At 74.3% G+C, this 15,960-nt stretch carries 14 protein-coding genes and 1 pseudogene; 7 read left to right on the forward strand and 8 right to left on the reverse strand.

Translation table 11 applies throughout. The features are described 5' to 3' along the window. Together ACFWJ4_RS19395 and ACFWJ4_RS19400 are read left to right on the forward strand one after the other, a co-directional pair. Nucleotides 1-252: pseudogene (locus ACFWJ4_RS19395) on the forward strand (ABC transporter permease); the annotation flags it as partial. A 10-nt stretch (nt 253-262) separates the two neighbouring features. Then, nucleotides 263-997 (forward strand): sirohydrochlorin chelatase, encoded by a 735-nt coding sequence (locus tag ACFWJ4_RS19400; protein WP_359909680.1) that lies wholly within the window; start codon nt 263-265, stop codon nt 995-997. A gap of 3 nt (nt 998-1,000) precedes the next feature. Here the strand turns inward: ACFWJ4_RS19400 and ACFWJ4_RS19405 are convergent, their stop codons facing one another. Beyond that, entirely contained in the window at nt 1,001-1,312 is a 312-nt protein-coding gene (locus ACFWJ4_RS19405) for a hypothetical protein (protein WP_380545470.1), read from the reverse strand. Nucleotides 1,313-1,334: 22 nt separating this feature from the next. Here ACFWJ4_RS19405 and ACFWJ4_RS19410 point away from each other — a divergent pair, with 22 nt between their 5' ends. Continuing rightward, a complete protein-coding gene (locus ACFWJ4_RS19410; RefSeq protein ID WP_380545472.1) occupies nt 1,335-1,478 on the forward strand; it encodes a hypothetical protein in 144 nt (47 codons plus the stop codon). Nucleotides 1,479-1,725: 247 nt separating this feature from the next. Here ACFWJ4_RS19410 and ACFWJ4_RS19415 read toward each other — a convergent pair whose 3' ends face one another. Further along, entirely contained in the window at nt 1,726-2,742 is a 1,017-nt protein-coding gene (locus ACFWJ4_RS19415; RefSeq protein WP_380545474.1) for a hypothetical protein, read from the reverse strand. 116 nt (nt 2,743-2,858) lie between these two features. Here ACFWJ4_RS19415 and ACFWJ4_RS19420 point away from each other — a divergent pair, with 116 nt between their 5' ends. After that, nucleotides 2,859-3,740, forward strand: a complete 882-nt coding sequence (locus ACFWJ4_RS19420; protein ID WP_380545475.1) for a helix-turn-helix transcriptional regulator — start codon at nt 2,859-2,861, stop codon at nt 3,738-3,740. Between the two features lie 74 nt (nt 3,741-3,814). Here the strand turns inward: ACFWJ4_RS19420 and ACFWJ4_RS19425 are convergent, their stop codons facing one another. The 4 genes from ACFWJ4_RS19425 to ACFWJ4_RS19440 all read right to left on the reverse strand — a co-directional run bounded on the left by ACFWJ4_RS19425 (nt 3,815) and on the right by ACFWJ4_RS19440 (nt 9,509). Further along, nucleotides 3,815-4,528, reverse strand: coding sequence for a ricin-type beta-trefoil lectin domain protein (locus tag ACFWJ4_RS19425; protein WP_380545477.1), 714 nt, complete (start codon nt 4,526-4,528; stop codon nt 3,815-3,817). 433 nt (nt 4,529-4,961) lie between these two features. Continuing rightward, nucleotides 4,962-6,728: a DEAD/DEAH box helicase gene (locus tag ACFWJ4_RS19430; RefSeq protein ID WP_380545479.1), complete on the reverse strand. Its 1,767-nt coding sequence runs from the start codon at nt 6,726-6,728 to the stop codon at nt 4,962-4,964. Between the two features lie 70 nt (nt 6,729-6,798). Beyond that, nucleotides 6,799-7,005, reverse strand: coding sequence for a cold-shock protein (locus ACFWJ4_RS19435; protein ID WP_030060364.1), 207 nt, complete (start codon nt 7,003-7,005; stop codon nt 6,799-6,801). 314 nt (nt 7,006-7,319) lie between these two features. Next, the gene (locus tag ACFWJ4_RS19440; RefSeq protein WP_380545481.1) at nt 7,320-9,509 is read right to left on the reverse strand and encodes an MMPL family transporter; all 2,190 of its coding nucleotides are present in this window, start codon (nt 9,507-9,509) and stop codon (nt 7,320-7,322) included. A 572-nt stretch (nt 9,510-10,081) separates the two neighbouring features. Between ACFWJ4_RS19440 and ACFWJ4_RS19445 the strand changes: the two genes are divergently transcribed. The 3 genes from ACFWJ4_RS19445 to ACFWJ4_RS19455 all read left to right on the forward strand — a co-directional run bounded on the left by ACFWJ4_RS19445 (nt 10,082) and on the right by ACFWJ4_RS19455 (nt 14,632). Continuing rightward, nucleotides 10,082-12,316 carry an MMPL family transporter gene (locus ACFWJ4_RS19445; RefSeq protein ID WP_380545552.1) on the forward strand — a complete coding sequence of 745 codons (2,235 nt, stop codon included), beginning with the start codon at nt 10,082-10,084 and terminating at the stop codon, nt 12,314-12,316. Between the two features lie 190 nt (nt 12,317-12,506). After that, nucleotides 12,507-13,400 (forward strand): aminoglycoside phosphotransferase family protein, encoded by an 894-nt coding sequence (locus ACFWJ4_RS19450; protein WP_359909662.1) that lies wholly within the window; start codon nt 12,507-12,509, stop codon nt 13,398-13,400. Between the two features lie 173 nt (nt 13,401-13,573). Further along, nucleotides 13,574-14,632 carry a polysaccharide deacetylase family protein gene (locus tag ACFWJ4_RS19455; RefSeq protein ID WP_380545483.1) on the forward strand — a complete coding sequence of 353 codons (1,059 nt, stop codon included), beginning with the start codon at nt 13,574-13,576 and terminating at the stop codon, nt 14,630-14,632. Between the two features lie 126 nt (nt 14,633-14,758). On the opposite strand, the gene ACFWJ4_RS19460 is transcribed toward ACFWJ4_RS19455, so the two are convergent. Both ACFWJ4_RS19460 and ACFWJ4_RS19465 read right to left on the reverse strand, forming a co-directional pair. Further along, the gene (locus ACFWJ4_RS19460; protein WP_380545485.1) at nt 14,759-15,226 is read right to left on the reverse strand and encodes a GNAT family N-acetyltransferase; all 468 of its coding nucleotides are present in this window, start codon (nt 15,224-15,226) and stop codon (nt 14,759-14,761) included. After that, nucleotides 15,223-15,924: an exonuclease domain-containing protein gene (locus ACFWJ4_RS19465; protein WP_380545487.1), complete on the reverse strand. Its 702-nt coding sequence runs from the start codon at nt 15,922-15,924 to the stop codon at nt 15,223-15,225. The genes ACFWJ4_RS19460 and ACFWJ4_RS19465 overlap by 4 nt, the downstream gene beginning before the upstream one ends. Nucleotides 15,925-15,960: the final 36 nt, after the last annotated feature.

A 15,960-nucleotide genomic window follows, 5' to 3' on the forward strand; every position in this document is an offset into this window, starting at 1 on the left:
GCCGGCCTCAAACAGGGCTGGGCGTTCTCCTGGCGCTCCCTGATGGCCGCCGAACTCGTCGCCTCCTCCCCCGACCTCGGCCGCGGCCTCGGCCGGTTCCTGGAGGACCAGCGCGAGTTCTCCGACATGTCCGGCGTCCTCCTCGGCATCATCCTCATCCTCTTCGTCGGCATCGCCATCGAACTCCTCGTCTTCACCCCCGTCGAACGCCGCGTCCTGCGCAACCGCGGCCTCCTGACCACGAGCAAGTGAGGCACCGCTGATGCCCGCCCTCCTCCTGATCGCCCACGGCAGCCGCGACCCGCGCCACGCCGCGACGGTGGCCGCGCTCGTGGAGGAGGTGCGGGCGCAGCGGCCCGGCATCGAGGTCGCCACCGCCTATCTGGACCATTGCGCGCCGCGGATCCCGCAGGTGGTCGGGCGGCTGGCGGACGCGGTGGCGGTGCCGCTGCTGCTCAACCGGGCGTTCCACGCCAAGCACGACATCCCGGCCGCGCTGCGCGCCGCCGGCTCCCGGCTGCCGGTCGCGGACGTGCTGGGCCCATCGCCCCTGCTGCTCGCCGCCCTGGACCGCCGCCTCGCCGAGGCCGCTCCGGCGCTCGGCTCGCCCGCCGTCCGGGCCCGTACCGGCGTCGTGCTGGCGGCGGCCGGCTCCTCGGACCCGGCCGCCGACGCCGCGACCCGCGCGGTCGCCGCCGAGTGGCGCCGTACCCGGGGCTGGGCCGCCGTCGAGGTCGCGTACGCCTCCGCCGAGGGCCCGCGCGTCCCCGACGCCCTCGCCGCGCTGCGCGCCGCGGGCTCCGAGCACACCGCCGTCGCCCCTTACCTGCTGGCTCCGGGCCTGCTCCCCGACCGCATCGCGGCCGCCGCCGAGGAGGCCGGGGCGGATGTGCTGGCCCCGGTCCTCGGCCCGTCCCCCGAGGTGGCGGCCCTCCTCCTGCAGCGCCACGACGAGGCCCTGCGGGCCGCCGAAGCGGCCCCGGCCCTCACCGCCTGAGCCTCACGAGGCCTTGCGGTGCTGGTACTCGGCGACCGCGGCGGTGATCACGCTGAGCGGCACCGGCTCGTCGATGTCGGCGATGGCGGCCTCGATCCACTCCCGCATGATCGCCGTCGGCTTCAGCCCCCGCTCCCGGGCGCGGCGCCGAACCTCGTCCATCACCGGCTTGGGCAGCCGCAGCGAGGTGGTGATCATCACCGACTCGGCCGCCACCGGCTCTCCCGGCTCGGCGCTCATGATCTCGTCCTCGCTCAGCTCGTGCGTCTCGTAGTACTCGGCAATCGCTTCGAGGTCCGCACCGTTGTCAGTCATCCGTCACCTTCAACTCGTCCGTTTGAGGAACAAGCGCCTCTCGGCGGCTGTCATGTCGCGGGCCGTGGCGCAGTACCACGCCGACGGCACCGCCGCGCTCCGCGCCAACACCACCAACAGGTACCGCCCGGACCGCGTCACGCCGTGGCACAGGGTCGTCCCCTGACGGCCGTCCGAGAACCAGTGAGGGCGGCAGAACACGACGTCCTCGACCTCCTCCGGGTCCACTCCGTGCCTGGCGATGTGCTCCTCGGAGCGCTCGGTCCAGTAGATCTCACTATGCACGAGCAGCAGCGTGTTGCAAACGCATTGCACGGCTCAAGCCGCCGTCACTCGGGCGAGTGACGGCGGCCGGGAGCAGCAACGGCGCGCGCCGCACGGGCCGCACGCCGTCACGGCCGACCGCACCCGGGTCACACCCGGCGCAGGGTGAAGGTGTCCGTCGGGTGCCCGGCGTTGGCCTCGGCGAGGCCGCCGGCGAGCTGGTAGAGGCTGCCGGCCGGGCCGCCGACCACCGCGGTGGGGGTGGGGTCGGCCGAGGGGCGGACGGCGGTGAGGCGGGCGGTGCGCCAGTGGTCCTCGGAGCGCAACTCGACCTCGGCGTCCCGTCCCGCGCCGAAGAAGGCGTTGGTGACGCCCGCGATCGAGCCGTCCGGGCGGCCGAGCAGGCCGTCCAGGTGGAGCAGCGCCTGCCCGCCGGCCACCTCGACGCGCCGCAGCGCGGCCGGGTTCCCCAGCGGGACCTGCCACAGGGTGCCGTCGTCCCACTTGCCGAGGATCAGCCGGCCGTCCCGGTGGACGATGCCGTTGAGGCCGTACGCGCCGGGGGCGGGGGCCAGTCGCGGGTCGCGCAGCAGGACGGCGGCGCTGCCGTCCGGGGCGACCCGGTAGACGACGGGGGCGAAGGAGTCGGTGACGTACGCGGTGCCGTCGGGGCCGATCGCGATGTCGTTGGCCAGGTGGTCGGCGCCGTCGGCGGCGACCGCCGCGAGGTCGGTGTAGAAGAGGCGCCGGCCGGTGTCCAGGTCGTAGGCGCCGATCCCGGCGACCTTGCCCAGGGTGGCGGGGGTGCTGCGCTCGCCGATGCCGTTGTCGAGGTTGGTGACCAGGACGCGGCGGTGGACCGGGTCGATCCGCAGGCCGGCGATCTCGATCAGGGTGCCGGGGTCGTCCACCAGGGTGCGCACGCCGGCGTCGGTGCCGACGGCGGAGACGGTGCCGTGCCGCAGCGAGCCGAGCAGGAAGCGGTGGTGGGCGGCGTCCCAGTCGCCCGACTCGGGGACGAGGCCGGGCGCGCGGCCCTGGATCACGGCGGGTGCCGGGCAGGCGGCGGCCGCGGCGGGCAGCGCCCCGGCCGTGCCGAGGAGGGCGGCCGCGACGGCGACGGCGGCCAGGGCCCGGCGGGCAGTACGGTTCTGACGGTGGCTCATCGGCGTTCCCTCGCGTGTGCGGTCCGTTGACGCGGTCAAGCCTCGCCCGATCGGCCGGCCCGCAGCAGTGCGTGGGAATACTGGTAGTCGGACTACCGGGAAGAACGGGGGACGGGGTGGACGTGAGGGACGTGGACGACACCGGGGAGCGCCGCTCGGCGCTGTCGAGCTTTCTGCGCAGTCGCCGCGCGCGGCTGACGCCGCAGGACGTCGGGCTGGCGCCCGGGGTGCGGCGGCGCACCCCGGGGCTGCGCCGCGAGGAGCTGGCGCTGCTCGCCGGGGTGGGGGTGACCTGGTACACGTGGCTGGAGCAGGGGCGGGACATCCACCCGTCGCCGGAGGTGCTGGCGAGCCTCGCCCGTACGCTGCGGCTGGACCGGGCGGAGACGGCGTACCTGTTCCGGCTGGCCGGCGGGCATCCGCTGGACGGCGAGGTGGCCGCACCCGGGGACGTGCCGGCCCCGCTGCTGCGGCTGATGCGCGCGCAGTGGCCGGCGCCGTCCTTCGTGATGGACGCCAACTGGGACATCCGGGCCTGGAACCCGGGCGCGGACGCGCTGTTCGGCCTGACCGGCCGCCCGCCGCAGGAGTGCAACCTGGCCTGGGTGGTGTTCGGCAACCCGGTGCACCGGGCCCGGGTGGAGCACTGGGAGGAGCACGCCCGGCGCTTCCTGGCCCAGCTGCGCTCCGCCTACGCCGAGCGCGGCGGCGAGGCGACGGCCGTGGGGCGCCGGCTGGCCCGGATGATCCGGCAGGTCCGCGGCGAGTACCCGGAGGCGGACCGCTGGCTGGACGAGCACCAGGTCGCGGAGCGCTCCGGCACCGAGAAGGTGATCCGGCACGAGCGGGTGGGCGTGCTGCGGATCGACCAGCACGTGCTGCTGGCCGCCGAGGGCCTGCAGCTGATCGTGATGTCGCCGCGCGACGCCGGAACCGAGGAGCGGCTGCGCACCCTGGCACCGGCCCCGGAAGCGGCGGTGGCCCCGGCCCCGGTGTAGCGCGGACAGCGGTCCGCCGCCCCGCACGGCGCGGGGGGGGCGGCGGACCGGGAGCGGTGGACCGGGGCCGGCCGTCAGACCGGCAGGTTCCACTTCTGGTTGGCGGCGCCGTTGCAGTCCCAGATGCCGAGCTGGTTGCCGTTCTCGGTGGCGAAGCCGAGGTCGTCCAGGCAGCGGCCGGACTGCGGGTTGAGCAGCGAGCCGTCGGCCCGGGCCTGCCACTGCTGGGCGCCGCTGCCGTTGCAGTCCCAGATCTGCACCTTGGTGCCGTTGCCGGTGTTGCCGCCCGACACGTCCAGGCACTTGCCGAGCGCGCGGATCGTGCCGTCGACGCCGATCCGCCACTTCTGCGCGACCGAGCCGTTGCAGTCGTAGATCTGGACGGCGGTGCCGTTGCCGAGGTTGGCGCCCCGCACGTCGACGCACTTGTTGACGTAGCCGGTGATCTGGCCGGTCGGGCCGGCCGGCGGCGCGGCGCCGAGGACGACGCGCGGGAACATCACGGAGTCGCCGATCATGCAGGAGGCGGACACGGTGCCGTCGCCCATCCCCAGGCCGCCGATGGCGGGGCGGGAGAACTGCACGGTGTGGGTGGAGTTCCAGTAGAGGCAGTTGGCGGTCACGGTCCAGGTCTGCATCGGGTCGAGGCCGCTACAGCTGCCGACGGCGTTCCAGGCGGAGGTGTAGGCGGCGCAGGCGGGGGCGGCCTGGGCGGCGGTGGCCGGTGCCACCACGGCGGCGGCCCCGACGAGCAGGGCGGTGGTCAGCAGGGCGGAGGTTCGGCGCATGGGAGGGTCGTCCTTCCGAATCGGGGAATCACGTCGACTCACCGTCCACGCCCCGTCGGTGACGGTGCGTCGGATGTGTGGGCCGCGTGAAAGACTCGGGGGTGCGCGGTCGGCCGTCAACCGGCAGGACACCGGCAGCTGCCGGGTGCGGTGGGGCTGAGCAGGGACGTTGTCCCAGGGGGCAGTTTCGCCGGGTCCGCACGGCCGGGCCGTCGAGGGCCGGGTCATCGACGGGCCGGGTCGCGGGAGCGGCGGCCGGGAGCGACGGCCGGGCTGCGGGGGGATGCGGGGGCGCGCCACCGATCCGCCCCCGGAGGGAAGGTGCGCGGCAGGGAGCGGGGACGTCCCGGGCGGGCCGCCGGTCCGGCCGGACAGCGCACGGCCCGGCTCCCCCCTGCCGGGGGAACCGGGCCGTCGTCGGAACGGAAGGGCGTCAGTCCGTCTTGCGGCGCTGGCGGCCGGTGCCGTAGTTGGAGCCGGACTTGGAGCCGCTGCCGGGCTTGGCGCGGCCCGAGGAGCGGCCGATGAAGCCGGCCGCCTGCGGGCGGTCGCCCTGGGCGGCGGCGCCCATGCGCTGCTTGGGGCGGGGGCGGCGCGGGTTGCCGTTCATGTCGACGTCGGCGGGCAGCGCGGAGCGCTTGCCGGACCGGCGGCGCGGGGCACCGGACTTGGCCCCGGCGGGCTTGTCGGCGCCGTCCTTGGCCGAGGCGCCGGACCCGGCCTGGGCCGCGACGACCGGTACGGCCAGCGTCACCGCGACACCGCTGGGCGTGCGGGCGCCGGTGATCCGGGCCAGGTCGGCGTCGCCCGGGCGGATCTTGGTGACGGTCGGGCGGATGCCGGCGACCGTCATCAGCCGGTTGACCTCGCGGCGCTGCTCGGGCAGCACCAGGGTGACGACCGTCCCGGACTCGCCGGCCCGGGCGGTGCGGCCGCCGCGGTGCAGGTAGTCCTTGTGGTCGACCGGCGGGTCCACGTTGACGACCAGGTCCAGGCCGTCGATGTGGATGCCGCGGGCGGCGACGTTGGTGGCGATCAACGCGGTGACGTGGCCGTCCCGGAACTGGTCCAGGACCCGGTTGCGCTGCGGCTGGGACTTGCCGCCGTGCAGGGCGGCGGCCTTCACGCCGTTGGCGAGCAGCTGCTTGGCCAGCCGGTCGGCGCCGTGCTTGGTGTGCACGAACATGATCACGCGGCCGTCGCGGGAGGCGATGTGCGCGGTGGCGGAGACCTTGTCGGTCTGCTCCAGCTGGAGGACGTGGTGGTCCATGGTGCTGACCGCGCCGGCCGAGGGGTCGACCGAGTGGGTCACCGGGTCGGCGAGGAAGCGCTTGACCAGCCGGTCGACGTTGCGGTCCAGGGTGGCGGAGAACAGCATCCGCTGCCCGCCCTCGGCGACCTGCTCCAGCAGCTTGCTGACCTGCGGCAGGAAGCCCATGTCGGCCATCTGGTCGGCCTCGTCGAGGACCGTGATCGCGACGTCGGAGAGATTGACGTCACCGCGCCCGATCAGGTCGTCCAGCCGGCCCGGGGTGGCCACCAGCACCTCGGTGCCGCGGCGCACCGCGTTGGCCTGCCGGTTGATCGACATGCCGCCGACGACGGTGGTGATCCGCAGGTTGACGGCGGTGGCGTACGGGGTGAGCGCCTCGGTGACCTGCTGCGCCAGCTCGCGGGTGGGCACCAGCACGAGCGCCAGCGGGTGCCGGGCGTCGGCACGGCGCCCGGCGGTGCGGGCGAGCAGCGGCAGGCCGAAGGCCAGGGTCTTGCCGGAGCCGGTGCGGCCGCGGCCGAGCACGTCGCGCCCGGCGATCGAGTCGGGCAGCGTGGCGGCCTGGATCGGGAAGGGCTCGGTGACGCCCTCGCGGGTGAGCGCGGAGAGGATCGCCCTGGGCAGTTCCAGCTCGGCGAAGGAGGCCGCCGGGGGCCGGGGCGGGGTGCCCTGGACCACGGTGAACTCGGTGGCCTCGGGCACGGCGGCGGGGCGGCCCTGCTTGGGGGCGCCGCCGCGGTTGCGCGGCTTGCGCGGGCGGTCGCCGCCGGCGGTGCGGCGGGCCTGGTCGGTGGTGCGGGGGCCGCGGTCGCGCGGCGGGCGGGCAGGGGTGGTCACGGGAGCTCCGTCGGTCGGTCGGCAGCCCGGGCTGCGGGCTGGTCGGCCGTCGGAGGATTTGCGTGTGCCGCCCCGGCCGTACGGCGGCATGAGCGGGGGCCCGCACCGTGCGGTGCGGGCCCCCGCTTCGCGATGATCGCGAGTCAGCGTGGAGCTGACGTCAGCCGATGATCTGGATGTTCTCGGCCTGCGGGCCCTTCTGGCCCTGGGTGACGTCGAACTCGACCTTCTGGCCCTCGAACAGCTCACGGAAGCCCTGAGCCTGGATGTTCGAGTAGTGGGCGAACACGTCGGCGCCGCCACCATCCTGCTCGATGAAGCCGAAGCCCTTTTCGCTGTTGAACCACTTCACGGTGCCGGTAGCCATAACCGTCTCCTCTAACTGGGGCATCAGGGACCCACACCTCGTGGATCCCCAAGTAGCCGCGATCCCCATCCGGAGACTGAAACACCGGACAAAACAAATGCGCCTGTCGGTTGGAACCAGCAGGCGCACACCACGTTCATGGGAACCAAAACTGCAACTGCATCGACTGTAGCACGGTGGAACCGGGCGTGACCGGGGATTTTCCGCCTCGGAGATCACGTTTGGCGGCTCCGGCAAACGGGCAGCGGCGCCCCGCCGAAGCGGGACGCCGCCTGTCCTCGCGGACCCGGTCGGACCAGGGCCGACCGGTCGGGTCAGTGCCGGCCGGCCGGCTCCGGCACGCCGTGCGTGCCGGGCAGCGGGGCCGGGCCCTCGCCGTGGCCGTGACCGTGGCCGGGGTCGGCGCCGTGGCCGGGCCACCAGGCCTTGTTGCCGATCAGCGCGGTGAGCGCCGGGGTGAAGAACATCGCCATCACGAAGGCGGCCAGGATGATGCCGAAGGCCATCGCGAAGCCGAACTCCAGCATGAAGATGTTGCCCGCGAGCATGAAGGTCGCGAAGGACGCCGCCAGGATGAAGCCGGCCGCCGCGACGGTCGGGCCGCCGTGGCGCAGCGCCTCGCGCGCGGCCTCACGCGGGTTGCGGCCCTCGCGGGCCTCCTCGCGGAGGCGGGCGATGATCAGGATGTTGTAGTCGGTGCCGATCGCCACCACGAAGAGGTAGATGAGGATCGGCAGCATGAACATCAGGCCGGTCTCGCCGCCGAGGTTCTGGAAGAGCAGCGTGGTGGCGCCGAGGGTGGCGGTGAAGCCCAGGCCGACCGAGGCCATCAGGTACCAGGGGGCGACGACGCTGCGCAGCTGCAGGCCGAGGATGAGCAGGATCAGCAGACCCGCGATCGGGAAGACCAACTTGTAGTCGTGGGTCATCGCGAGGTTGATGTCCTTGTAGATGGCGGTCAGGCCGCCGACCTTCGCCTCGGTCCCGGCCGGCACCTGGCCGTGCGCGGCCTCCCGGAGCCGGGTGAGGGTCGCGATCGCCTCGTTGCTGTCCGGCTTGTCCTTCAGCATGACGGTGAAGTCGGCCGTCACGCCGTCCGCGCTGAGCTGGGGCTTCGGCGCGGCCTGGGCCACTCCGGAGACCTCGCCGAGCTTGGCGGCGTAGGAGTCGAACGCGCCCGGGTCGAGCTTGGCGCCGCTGGTGCTGGTGAGGAAGACGTGGGTCGGGTCGGCCGCACCGGCGGAGAAGCCGTGGATCATCTTGTCCTGAACGACCATCGACTCCTTCTCCTTGGGCATGGAACTGCCCGCGAGGTCGAAGGTGCCGTTGTAGCCCAGGGCGCCGACGGACAGCGCCAGCAGCACGCCGCCGGAGGCGAGCGCGACCACCGCCGGGCGCTTCTGCACCATCCGGCCGAGCGCGGCGAAGCGCGCGTCGTTCGGCTCCCGCATCCACTTCTTGCCCGGCCAGAACACGGCACGGGCCGGGATGACCGCGAGCAGGGCCGGGGCCAGGGTGAGCGAGGCGAAGGCGGTGACCACGACGGCGATGGCCAGGGCGGGGCCGAGGGCCTTGAACATGCCCAGGCTGGAGAGGATCAGCACGGCGAAGGCGACGGTGACCGCGCCGGCGGCGGAGGCGATCGCCTCGCCGACCCGCCCGACCGCGTTGGCCACGGCCTCCTTGCGGTCGTCACCGGCCCGCAGCCGCTCGCGGTAGCGGAACGCCAGGAAGAGGAAGTAGTCGGTGCCGACGCCGAGCACGACGACGATCAGGATCGCCGAGAGTATCGGGGTGCTTTCGAGGCCGAAGGCCTTGGTGGCGTAGTTGATCAGGCCGTTGGAGGTCGGCATGGCGACCACGAGCGAGACCAGGAGCGGCAGCAGGCCGGCCAGGATGCTGCGGAAGATGATCCCGACGATGATCGCGACCAGGACGATCGTCGCCAGTCCGATGAGGGCGTCGGCCGAGCCGGAGGCGTCCTGCTGGTCCAGCGACTGGGCGGCGGCGCCACCGAGCTGGAACTTGACGTCGGTGCCCGCGCTGAGTGCCTTGCCCTCCTCACGGAGGTGCTTGGCGACGTCGCCGAACGCCTTGGGGTCCTGCTGCTTGGTCTTGTCGATGGCTATCGGCGCGAGCGCGTACTTGCCGTCCTTGGACGTGGTCTGCTCGCCGACCGGGATGATCTTCTCGACCGCCTCGATCTTCTTGTCCGTGAGGCCCTGGACGATCTTGGCCATCGCGGCCTTGTCGCCCTCGTTCAGCGCACCGCCGTCGTTGCGCTCGAAGAGTGCCAGCGCGGACGGCGTGAAGCTGGCCGGGAACGCCTGTTCCTGGAGCGCGGCGGCCTGGATCGACTCGTAGTGCTTGGGGAGGAACGACGCCTCGTCCGTCTGCGCGGTGATCTTCGGCGCCGTCGCGACGATGGCGACCATCGCGACGACCCATGCGGCGATCACCCACCACGCACGGCGAACGACGAATTGTCCTAGTCGGTGGAACATGCTCGTGATGCCTCCTGGGCATGGTTCACCGCAGCCCTTGGGGGACGGGACGCTGGGCGACGGCAGGACCGGCTCGGGGAATGCCCGGCGGGCACTCCCTTGCCGGTCGGCAGGTAAGTGGATCTGGGGCATCATCCTACGAGCACTTGCTTGCCGCCCGGCAAGGAGCCCCCGTGTGCTTCAACCCCCGTAGGCCGCCCCGAAGCGGCCCCGCCCCAGTTTCCCCCGCCCACAGCCCTGTTGACCTCGTGCTCCGGGTGGAGTCCTCTCCCCCTCAGGGTGGAGGCGCACCCCCTACCCCCCAGGAGGAGATCTCGGGGTCCGGGGGTAGGGAAAACCCCACCCCGGACCCGAGGAGAACACCAGGAGAGGGCCACCCGCCAGCCGGATTACCCGTCAACCCCCGCTTCCCTACTGTCGATCGGGACGCCGGACAGCAGCCGGCGCACCGCGACCGGCGGCTCCCCCGACCCAGGGCCGCCGCCGCTCCCGTCCGGCGACCACCGCCGCTCTCCCAGGGGGGAAGACCCACCGTGAAGCCCGTGAAGTCCAGACTCGGCCCGGCGGCCGCCATGGGCGCCTGGAGCGCCCGGCACCGCAAGACCGCCGTGTTCGGCTGGCTGCTCTTCGTCGTCCTGGCCGCCGCGCTCGGCGCCGCGCACGGCAGCACCAAGGTGACCGAGGCCGAGTCGATCCCCGGACAGGTCTCCCGGGCCGCGCGGATCCTCGACGAGGCCGGGCTGCAGAGCCCGGCGGGCGAGACCGTCCTGGTCCAGAGCACCACCCGCAACGCCGACGACCCGGAGTTCCGCGCCGCCGTCGGCCAGGTGGTCGCCGCGGTGAACGGCACCGGCAAGGCCGCCGAGGTCCGCTCGCCGTACGACACCCGGGCGGTCTCCGCGGACGGCCACTCCGCGCTCGTGACGCTGACGCTCAAGGGCGACCGCGAGCAGGCGCCGGACCACGTCCAGCCGGTGCTGGACGCGGTGGCCGGCGTGCAGCGGCAGCACCCCGACCTCACCGTGGTCCAGCTCGGCGACGCCAGCTCCGGCAAGTGGATGCAGGACCAGCTCACGAACGACTTCGCCCGCGCCGAGTGGACGGCCGTGCCGCTCGCCCTCGGCATCCTGCTGGTCGCCTTCGGCGCGCTGGTCGCCGCCGTGCTGCCGGTGGTGCTCGCGCTCACCGCCTTCGTCGCCGCCGCCGGGCTGGTCGCCCTCAGCAGCGGGTTCCTGCACACCAGCGGCGACGCCTCCTCGGTGATGCTGCTGGTCGGTCTCGCCGTCGGCGTCGACTACTGCCTCTTCTACCTGCGCCGCGAGCGCGAGGAGCGGGCCGCCGGACGCGACGCCGCCACCGCGCTGGCCGTGGCCGCCGCCACCAGCGGCCGGGCCGTACTGGTCTCCGGCGTCACCGTGGTGGTCGCCATGGCCGGCATGTTCCTCACCGGGATCGCCACCTTCAAGGCGATGGCCTTCGCGACCATCGTGGTCGTGATCACCGCCGTGCTCGGCTCGCTCACCGTGCTGCCCGCACTGCTGTCGATGCTCGGCGACCGGGTCGAGAAGGGCCGGGTGCCGTTCCTCGCCAGGCCGCGCCGCCCGGCCGCCGGGGACCGGAGCGGCGGACGGTTCTGGAACGCGGTGCTGACCCCGGTGCTGCGCCACCCGCTGGCCGCCACCGTCCTCGCCGGCGCCTTCCTGCTGGCCGTGGCCGCACCGCTGCTCACCATGCACACCGCCAAGCTGACCTTCCAGCAGCAGCTGCCCGCGGGCAACGCCCTGGTCGCCGCCTCGCAGAAGATCGAGGCTGCCTTCCCGGGCAGCCCCGCCCCCGCCACCGTGGTGATCAGGGCCGCCGACATCGACTCCCCCGCGATGACCGCCGCGATCGCCGAGCTCAGGGCCAGGGCGCTGGCCGGTGGACGGATGCACGGCCCGGTGGAGGTCACCGTGCACCCCGACAAGAACGTGGCCACCGTCGACATCCCGCTCAACGGCACCGGCAACGACGCCGCCAGCAACGAAGCCCTGCGGAGCCTGCGCGAGGACCTGGTGCCCGCCACCGTGCTCGCGGTGCCCGGCACCGAGGCCCCGGTCACCGGCCAGACCGCCGGCTCGTACGACTTCAACCGGAAGATGACCGGCTCGATGCCGCTGGTCCTCGGCTTCGTGGTGGTCTTCGCCTTCCTGCTGATGCTCACCTCGTTCCGCTCCCCGGTCGTCGCCCTCACCGCCGTGGTGCTCAACCTGCTCTCGGTGGGCGCCGCGTACGGGGTGCTGACGCTGGTGTTCCAGCACGGCATGGGCGCCTCGCTGCTGGGCACCGCCGGGGTCGGCGCGGTGGAGTCCTGGGTGCCGCTGTTCCTCTTCGTGATCCTCTTCGGACTCTCGATGGACTACCACGTCTTCGTGGTCTCCCGGATCAAGGAGGGCCACGACCGCGGCCTGCCGACCCGGGACGCGATCGCCCACGGCATCCGCTCCACGGCCGGGGTGGTCACCAGCGCCGCGGTGATCATGGTGGCGGTGTTCTCGGTCTTCGGCTCGCTGTCCATGCAGGTGATGAAGCAGATGGGCGTGGGCCTGGCGGTCGCGGTGCTGATCGACGCCACGGTGATCCGCGCGGTGCTGCTGCCCTCGGTGATGACCCTGCTCGGCGAGCGCAACTGGTACCTGCCGCGCTGGCTGAACTGGCTGCCGGACCTCTCGCACGGCGAGTCCGTCCCGCCGCCCGGCGCCGACCGGGCCCCGCACGGGCCGCCGGCCGCCCCGGCGCAGGGGGCGCGCCACCGGGCCGAGGTCTGAGCCTCCGGCACCCCCGGCACCTCCGGCAACCTCGAAGCCCCGGCGTCCCGACCGCTCCGAGACCCCTCCGAGCCCCCCTCCGACCCGCCCGACGCCGGGCTCCGCAGCGCGCGGGGCCCGGCGTCCTTGCGTCATGATGATCACCGTCCGGGGTTCCCCGGATGAACGTCGGCGGAACGGAAACCCAGTCATGATCCCCTTCGACGAGGGCCGCGCCCGGCTGCTGCTCGCCCGGGCCTGCGAGTCGGCCGGGCTGGCCGCCCCCGACGGGGCCACGCTGCTCGCGCTCGGCGAGAACGCCGTCTTCGACCTCGGCGACCCGGCCGTGGTCGCCAAGGTCGGCCGCGGCCCCGAGCTGTACGACCGCGCCCACCGCGAACTGGCCCTGGCCCACTGGCTGGCCGGCCAGGACGTCCCGGTGGTCCGCCCGTACGACGCGGTGGCGCCCGAGCCGCAGCTGGCCGACGGCCACCCGGTCACCTTCTGGCACCGGCTCGCGCCCGCCGTCCGGCCCGCCCGCCCGGTCGACCTCGCCCCGCTGCTGCACGCCCTGCACCAGCTGCCGCTGCCGCCCTTCACGCTCGGCCGGCGCGACCTGCTGGCCCCGGTCGAGCGCTGGCTGGCCTCCGCCGAGGGCCACGTGGACCCGGTGGACGTCGCCTTCCTGCGCCACCGCCGGGACGCCTTCGCGGCCGCCCTGCCCGACCTCGTCCCGCAGCTGCACCCCGGGGTGATCCACGGAGACGCGCTGCCGCGCAACCTCCACATCGGTCCGGACGGGCCGGTGCTGCTCGACCTGGAGTTCATGGCGAACGACCTGCGCGAGCACGACCTGGTGGTCCTCGCCCTCAGCCAGGACCGCTACGGCGTGCCCGTCGAGGAGTACCGCGCGTTCACCGGGGCGTACGGCTGGGACGTGCGCGAGTGGCCCGGCTTCACGGTGCTGCGCGGCGCCCGGGAGACCGCCAGCGCCTCCTGGGTGGCGCAGCAGGCGGCCAGCAACCCGGCCGCGCTGAAGGAGTTCCGGCGCCGGGTCGACTCGCTGCGGGACGGGGCCACCGAGGTGCGCTGGTACCCCTTCTGACGGCCCTCCCCGTTACCCGTGGAGCGGCGGGGCCGCCAGCGGGGCGAGTGTGAGAAGACTCTTACGGCGGGTCGGTCCGGTCCGCAACCGCGGAACGTACGATCGGCGTCCTGTCGGACAGTCGTCCTGACCCGAGAGATCGGCACCGCACTCGCACCTCAGGAGCCGCCGCCATGCACCGGACCGCCCGCCGCCCCTCCGCCCCGAACCGACCGTCCCGATCCAGGCGCCGGCTGCTCGCGGGCTGCGTCGCGGTGGTCGCCGCCCTGGGGCTGGCCGCGTGCGGGACCGCCAGCGGGGCACTCCGGCCGCCGAGCGCGGCGGTGCCGTCCGGGACGCAGTCGCCGGCCGCCACCGAACCGGGCGGGACGGCGGCGGCCACCGTCGCGCCGGCGCCCGGATCGGACACCGTGCCACCGGGCGAGGGCTCCCCGGCCGCCGCCGTACCGGCCGCCCCCGCACCGGCGGTGCCGGCGAAGCCGAGGCCGACCGCGGCCACGGGCTCCCCCGTCTCCACCGTGCCGACCACTCCCACCACGCCCACCACACCCACCGCTCGGGCCACCCAGGCCCCACCGGTCACCCCGACCGCCGCGCCGTCCTCGCCCGCCGGGCCGCCCCCGCACACCGGCGCGGGCACCGTGATCGGCTCCACCGCCTCGGGCGGCCGCACCGTGGCGCTCACCTTCGACGACGGCCCCGGCCCCGCCACCGGCCAGATCCTCGACCTGCTGGCCCAGTACCACGTCAAGGCCACCTTCTGCCAGATCGGCCAGAACGCCGCCGCCAACCCCGCCATGGTCAAGCGCGTCCTGGCCGCCGGGCACCGGCTCTGCGACCACAGCGTCCACCACCCGCAGCCGTTCGCCAAGCTCCCGCACGACAAGGCCGTGGCCGAGATCACCGACGCCCGGAACATGATCGTCCAGGCCGGCGGCCCCGGCACCGGGGTCGGCTGGTTCCGCGCCCCGGGCGGCGGCTTCAACGCCGACAACGAGCACATCACCGCGAGCCTCGGGATGTCCTCCCTCGGCTGGTCCGTCGACCCGCGCGACTGGGCGCGTCCGGGCACGCCGGCCATCGTCTCGGCCGTGCAGAAGCAGCTCAGGCCCGGCGGCGTGATCCTGATGCACGACGGCGGCGGCGACCGCAGCCAGACCGTGGCCGCGCTCAAGCAGCTGCTGCCCTGGCTGGTCGCCCAGGGCTACACCTTCGACTTCCCGGCCGCGTAGGGCCAGGGCCGTCGGGGCCTCGGCTCCGCCCGGAGCGCTCCGGAGTTTCCCCCGTTCTCCCCCGCGTCCCCGGTTCCCGGTTCCCGTACCGCGGACGGCTCCCGTACGGCGGCCGTCCGGGCCGCGTCAGGGCACGCGCAGCCGGTAGACCTGCCGGGAGCCGCCCTCCGGGCCCGGGGCGGCGGCCTCGGCCGGGGTGAAACCCAGCCGCTCGTAGAAGACCCGGGCGCCGCTCGCCACCGCGCCCGGGTGGTCCGGGCCGAAGGTCACCACCTCGACGGTGGCCGGGCCCCGGACATGACGGCGCAGCGCGTCCTCGACCAGCTCCCGGCCGACGCCGGTGCCCCGGGCGCGCCCGGCCACCACCAGCCAGTGCAGGTGGTACGGCCCCGGGTCGGCGGCGCCGAACAGCAGGCCGCCGAGCAGCCCCTCGCCGTCCTCGGCGACGGTCGCCAGGCCCCCGTCGATGCTGCCGCGCACCGCACGGTGGAACCCCGGCTCGGCGACCATCGGGCCGAACCAGTGCTCGACCTCGGCGGCGAGGGCGAGGAAGCCGGGCAGGTCCGCGGGGCGCGCGGGCCGCACGGCCGTCACCGGGCGGGCCAGCGCGGGTCGACCACCGCCTGCGGGTCCTTGCCGCGGCGCAACCAGGCCTGGAGGCCCTCGGCCCACTGCCGGTACCAGTCGATCTGCCGGCGGTGCAGCTCGGCGGGCTCCAGCTCCCCCACCTCGGCCGGGTAGCGCCCGGCCAGCGCGACGGCGACCCGGACGGCGGCGAGCGCGTCGCTGCCCGCCTCGTGGGCGTCCGTCAGCTCCACCCCGTACAGCTCGCAGACCCGCTGCAGGGTGCGCGAGCCCTTGCGGTACTTGTCCACGGCCCGGTCGATCACCAGTGCGTCCAGCACCGGCCCGACCGGCCGGCCCAGGCGCTCGGCGAGCGTCGCCAGCCCGTGCCGGCGCAGCTCGGCGTCGAGCAGCGACAGGTCGAACGGCGCGTTGAACGCCACCACCGGCCGCCCGGCGGCGATCCGCTCGCACAGCGCGGCGGCTATCTCCTCCACCGCCTCCTTCGCGGGCCTGCCCTTGCTCCGCGCCACCTCGTCCCCGATCCCGTGGATCGCCGCCGCCTCGGCGGGTATCGGCACCCCGGGGTCGAGCAGCCAGTGCGCGGCGCCCACCCGGGCGGCCCCGACGGTGTCCACGAGTGCGGCCGTGACGATGCGGTCCACGGCCGGGTCGGTGCCCGTGGTCTCCAGGTCGAAGCCGACCAGTGGCTGCTGCCACCAGCTCATCAGGTGTGTCCTTCCGTCCTGCCTCTCGAAACAGCC

Source organism: Kitasatospora sp. NPDC127067 (genome assembly GCF_042724755.1).
Taxonomy (GTDB): Bacteria; Actinomycetota; Actinomycetes; order Streptomycetales; family Streptomycetaceae; genus Kitasatospora; species Kitasatospora lactacystinica.

Excerpts from the sequence above, each read along its gene's own strand:
- ACFWJ4_RS19400 (WP_359909680.1), top strand. The coding sequence starts at position 263 with ATGCCCGCCCTCCTCCTGATCGCCCACGGCAGCCGCGACCCGCGCCAC.
- ACFWJ4_RS19405 (WP_380545470.1), bottom strand. The coding sequence starts at position 1,312 with ATGACTGACAACGGTGCGGACCTCGAAGCGATTGCCGAGTACTACGAG.
- ACFWJ4_RS19415 (WP_380545474.1), bottom strand. The coding sequence starts at position 2,742 with ATGAGCCACCGTCAGAACCGTACTGCCCGCCGGGCCCTGGCCGCCGTC.
- ACFWJ4_RS19425 (WP_380545477.1), bottom strand. The coding sequence starts at position 4,528 with ATGCGCCGAACCTCCGCCCTGCTGACCACCGCCCTGCTCGTCGGGGCC.
- ACFWJ4_RS19430 (WP_380545479.1), bottom strand. The coding sequence starts at position 6,728 with ATGCCGCCGTACGGCCGGGGCGGCACACGCAAATCCTCCGACGGCCGA.
- ACFWJ4_RS19435 (WP_030060364.1), bottom strand. The coding sequence starts at position 7,005 with ATGGCTACCGGCACCGTGAAGTGGTTCAACAGCGAAAAGGGCTTCGGC.
- ACFWJ4_RS19440 (WP_380545481.1), bottom strand. The coding sequence starts at position 9,509 with ATGTTCCACCGACTAGGACAATTCGTCGTTCGCCGTGCGTGGTGGGTG.
- ACFWJ4_RS19445 (WP_380545552.1), top strand. The coding sequence starts at position 10,082 with ATGGGCGCCTGGAGCGCCCGGCACCGCAAGACCGCCGTGTTCGGCTGG.
- ACFWJ4_RS19450 (WP_359909662.1), top strand. The coding sequence starts at position 12,507 with ATGATCCCCTTCGACGAGGGCCGCGCCCGGCTGCTGCTCGCCCGGGCC.
- ACFWJ4_RS19455 (WP_380545483.1), top strand. The coding sequence starts at position 13,574 with ATGCACCGGACCGCCCGCCGCCCCTCCGCCCCGAACCGACCGTCCCGA.
- ACFWJ4_RS19465 (WP_380545487.1), bottom strand. The coding sequence starts at position 15,924 with ATGAGCTGGTGGCAGCAGCCACTGGTCGGCTTCGACCTGGAGACCACG.